Here is a 4036-nt window from a genome sequence, read left to right as displayed (position 1 = left end):
TAGGGGCGAATTCATTCGCCCCTACAACCCAACAGGCTTTCTGCGCATGCGCAGTCGGGATGCCTATTCACGGAAATCGCCTTAGGGGCGACTAAAGTCGCCCTACACGTTGGTACATTGTTTCCCGGAAATCACCTTAGGTGATTTTCGGGGCAGGATCTGCCGATGTTTAGGGGCGACTGAAGTCGCCCCTACAGGCGCCCCTACAGGCGCCCCTACGGGCGCGCGTAAAGCCCTATGGTCTTGCAGGCATGTTGATTCCCGGATATTGCCTTAGAAGTCCAGGCGGCTGATCTGCGCCTGGGTTCCGGCATCTTTGATCAGGACTTGTGCGGCGCCGGTCGACGGGATGCCAAGGACGGCGATCTCGGGACGGCCGTTGCCGTTCAGGTCGGGTAACACGGCCAGATCCCTCGGCGTGAGCGTATCGAACCAGACATTGCGCACCTGGGTGCCGGTGACGGCGTCGCGCAGTTCGGTCTTGAGCAAGCCGGCGGTGTTGCGGCTCAGCACCGCCAGTTCGGGGACGCCGTTGCCGTTGAGGTCCGGTAACGCCGCGAGTTGCAACGGCGTGAAGGCCCGGCTGTAGTAGGCGATGCCCAGTTGCGCTGCGGTGCCGGCGTCGAGCGTTCGCACTTCGACGTTCATGCTGGTGTTGCGTCCCAGGACCGCGATCTCCGGGGTGCCGTTGCCATTGGTGTCGGGTATCGCGGCCAGGGCGATGGGCGTGAAGATTTTTGGCGACCAAAGGTTCTTCACCAACTGCCCACTTTGGGTGTCGCGCAGTTCGACCTTTGACTGGCTGCCGCTCTTGATGCCGAGCACGGCCAGTTCTGCGGCGCCGTTACCATTCGCATCGGCGACCGCGGCGAAGTCGAGCGGCTGATAGGTTTTGTCGAAGTACACTTGGCGCAGCCGCACGCCGGTGCGTGCGTCCTTGATCTCGGCAGCGACGGCCCCGGAGCTGCTGTGGATGCCGAGGACGGCCAGCTCGACGGCGCCATTGCCGTTGAGATCCGGCACCACCGCCAGCCGTTTGGGCAGGAAGGCGGCAGCGAAGGTGAGTGCGGTGCGCCGTTCGCCGGTGCGGGTGTCGCGCACCTCGACCTGGACCTGGGCGTCCGCGGTGAAGCGCAGCAGTGCCAGTTCCGGCGCGCCGTTGCCATCCAGATCCGGCACCATGACCGCGTCGAGTGGTGCATAGGTGCTGCCGAAGGCGATGGTCTGGATCAGGGTTCCGTCGGCCGCGTTTCTGACCACGCCGGTGACGGTCTGCGCCGCGACATCCTCGAACACTGCCGCGACGGCCTGGGTGCCGTCGCCAATGACGTCACCGAGCGCGACCAGCCACAGCGGCGCGTCGACCGACGCTGCCGTCCCCGCGGCGATCTTGACGATAAAACCGTCGTTCAAGCCGCCGAAATCCGGCTGCAAGGCGCCCCCGGTGGTTGGGAAACCGGCGCCCGTCAGGCCGGCGACATAGATGTTGCCGGCCGCGTCGAGCCCGACGCCGCGGCCTGAGGTGTCGCCAGGCCCGGTGACACCCAGATGGCTGGAGAAGACGAGCGCCGTGCCGGTCGCGTCGAGCTGAGTCACGAAGGCATCCATGACGTCGCCCTGGGGGACCGGCATGAGTGGGCTCTTGGTCGGGAAGTCGGGCGATCCGGAATCGCCGGTCACAACCGCGTTGCCGGTCGTATCCACCGCGATATTGGAACCCCATTCCCAGCCGCTGCCGCCCAGGTAGGTGGCGTAAACCAGTGCGCTTCCCGCGGCATCGAGTTTTGCCAGGTAGGCGTCGGGCAGGTTGTTGGGACCGCTGCCGCCGAGTGTGGGCTGCACGGGGTTGCGGGTCGGAAAGTCGGTCGATGTGGTGTTGCCGCTGAGGTAGGCATTGCCGGCCGGGTCCAAAGCAATACCCAGGCCGGTTTCATCGCCGCTGCCGCCCAGGTAGGTCGAGTACACGAGGGCAGAGCCGGCCGGGTTGAATTTCGCGGCAAAGGCGTCGAACGAGCCGCTGATGGCGGACTGGAAGGCGCTGGTCGTCGTTGTGAAGTCGGTTGACGCGGTCACGCCGGTCACATAGGCGTTGCCGACCTGATCGACGGCGATGCCGGCGGCGTCGTCGTAGTCACTGCCGCCCAGGTAGGTTGAATAAACGAGCGCGCTCCCGGCCGGATTGAGCTTGGCGACCACGGCGTCAGGCCCGGCGCCGGCCAGTGTGGCCTGCTGTGCCTGGTAGGTCGGAAAGTCCAACGAATCGCTGCCGCCGGTCACATAGGCGCTGCCCGTGTTGTCGACGGCGATGCTGGCCCCGCCGATCTCGGTGATGGTCTCGTTGGTGCTGCCGCCCAGATAGGTCGAATAGACCAACTCAGACCCGGTCGATTGCCGGCGGCGTCCACGGCGATGCTGTCGGCGACGTCGTAATCGTTGCCGCCCAGGTAGGTGGCATAGAGCAGCGTCGCGCCGGTGGGGTCGAGCTTGGCCACGAACGCGTCCTGAATCAGGCGGCCTGGCGCGGGTGCGGGTTGCACGGCGTCGGTCGTGGTCGGAAAGTCGTCCGACCAGGTTTGTCCGGTCACATAGGTGTTGCCCGCGGCGTCGACCGCGATGCCGTTGATCCGGTCGATCCCGGTGCCGCCAAGGTAGGTGGAATAACTCAACACCGGGTCGATGACCAGGGTACGCGTGGGGTCATAGTCGCCCAGCGCCAGGCCGATCTGTTGGTTGTCGGCCAGCAGATAGCGGGCCGGGATGGGGGTGCGTTCGCCGTTGGCTTCCTGGTAGACCCGCGGGGCCTGCTGGACGAGTTCGCCGCCCTGAAGGCTCAGGACCAGGTTGCCTGAGGCATCGAGCCGCTGCGCGTCGGCGCCGTCGAAGGCCAGGGCGATGACCTTGGGGTTCGCCCCTGGGGCCACGACCAGGTCGTACTCCAGTTCGCCCTGATTGCCGTAGTAGACCAGATCGATGCCGGGGTAGACGTTCTCGTAGCGGACCTTGGCGTAGGTGGACAGACCGGTGCGCCAGGCCGCGGGATCCCGGCCGCGCAGATAGTTGATGGTGCCCGGCAGGGGATCTTCGCCGCGGATGAGCGCAGCGGGATTGGCGCCGACCAGGCTCAGGCGCAGTACGGCCGGGGGGGTGACAGCCGCGGTGTGTGTCGGGTCGAATCGCGGCGCCGGGCGGGCGCCCGATTGATGCCGTTCGGGCGCCCGCGGCTGACCGGTGCGCAACGAGAGTACGGCCTCGCCGGGGGTCAGGAACAGGCTATAGCCGGGGCCGTGCGCGAGGAATTTGACCGCGGCATCGACCTGGCCGCCATTGGTCTCGAAGGTGTAGGGGAGCTTGCCATAGTCGGCCTGCACCCGGGCCTGGGCCGCATCCGCGGCGGCTGATGGTTGGACCGGTCGGGCGGTTTGGTCCAGCTCGCCGGGGGGCTGTCCGGGGTCTGTTGTTGCCGCGACCAGCAGGCCGCTGCCGAGGGTCAGCAGGGCGGTCAGCAATCCAATCCGCGCGTGGTGTAAGTACATTTTGAGTTTCCTTGAGCGAGACGGTCTGAAGAAGTGCATTCCAGGTGCGCCGCGATGGCCGCAGGCTTCGCCCTGGGGGGAAGCGTGTCTTGGTGGGAACGGTCGGCCTTGAGACCGCGATACGCGCCGCGGTCGTTCGTGCGATCAAGGCGCGGTGAGGCGTCATTCCCAGCGATTGTCGCCATCGGACGTGATAACCGGATCTAGGGGCTGGTTTTAAACCCGCCCCTACACGAGCGTCCGACGAAGGCTATCGCAGCGTTGATGGTCACCGGTGGTCGGCCTGAGCCATACGACAACTGTGATCGACTTCACATCTTGGCGACATAAGGATGTTACGGTGTGTTCCCCGCTTCGGGAACCGCCTTTGGTCGCCCGTCAATAGCCGTTCGGCGGGAATTTGCAGTCGGCGGTCCGGCTGTTGTCTCTCATGTCCCCCGTGGGAGCGGCGTCCCGCCGCGATGGGTGCCGCGGTGACCTCAATACTGCGCCCGGCCCATCGC

At 66.0% G+C, this 4036-nt stretch carries 2 protein-coding genes; both read right to left on the bottom strand.

Annotation, left to right across the window (positions count from 1 at the left end):
- Positions 1-273: 273 nt before the first annotated feature.
- Complete coding sequence (locus tag QZY03_RS22115) at positions 274-2373, bottom strand: SBBP repeat-containing protein (RefSeq protein ID WP_295584650.1); 2100 nt, start codon at positions 2371-2373, stop codon at positions 274-276.
- Complete coding sequence (locus QZY03_RS22110; RefSeq protein ID WP_295584649.1) at positions 2274-3533, bottom strand: SBBP repeat-containing protein; 1260 nt, start codon at positions 3531-3533, stop codon at positions 2274-2276. The genes QZY03_RS22115 and QZY03_RS22110 overlap by 100 nt, the downstream gene beginning before the upstream one ends.
- Positions 3534-4036 lie beyond the last annotated feature (503 nt).

This window comes from uncultured Lamprocystis sp. (assembly GCF_903933125.1).
Classification (GTDB): domain Bacteria; phylum Pseudomonadota; class Gammaproteobacteria; order Chromatiales; family Chromatiaceae; genus Thiodictyon.
The sequence above is the reverse complement of the archived record's forward strand: the minus strand, read 5'-3'. Positions and strand labels throughout refer to the sequence as shown.